Source organism: Streptomyces huiliensis (assembly GCF_020037025.1).
GTDB lineage: Bacteria > Actinomycetota > Actinomycetes > Streptomycetales > Streptomycetaceae > Streptomyces > Streptomyces huiliensis.
This window is the reverse complement of the sequence record NZ_JAIQLH010000255.1, coordinates 1-388: the sequence shown is the minus strand read 5'-3', so window position 1 is coordinate 388 and position 388 is coordinate 1. Positions and strand designations below refer to the sequence as shown.

1 pseudogene is annotated in these 388 nt (G+C 77.3%); it reads right to left on the bottom strand.

Annotated elements, in window-relative coordinates:
• Positions 1 to 217 (bottom strand): annotated as a pseudogene (locus JNW98_RS30150) (PQQ-binding-like beta-propeller repeat protein); the annotation flags it as partial.
• Positions 218 to 388: the final 171 nt, after the last annotated feature.

Below are 388 nucleotides of genomic sequence, written 5' to 3'. Positions count from 1 at the left end.
CGCCGGGGACCGGGCCGGGCGGCGGCGGTACGGAGCCGTTGCCCGGCGGCGGCGGGGCCGGGGGCGGTACGGCGGGCTGCCCGCCGACCATCGTCGGCTGGGCGTGGCCCGTCCCCTCCGGGCCCCAGGTGGGCGGCGGGCCTCCGAAGCCGCCGCCCTGCGGGGCCTGCGGGGGGTGCGGCTGCTGGGGCTGGTGGGGGTTCTGGGGTGAAGACATGCGGGACACCTTATGCGGAGGAGTGTTGCCGTCCGATCGAGCGTGTGCGACAGGTCGGCAACACGCGGGGTGCCCCTGCGGGGGGCTGTGCCCCGGTCCCGCCCTTTCACCGTTTCTTGGGGGGGCGAGCCCCCGCACCCACGAAACCGCGCTCCGCGCGGTTGTCCTCAA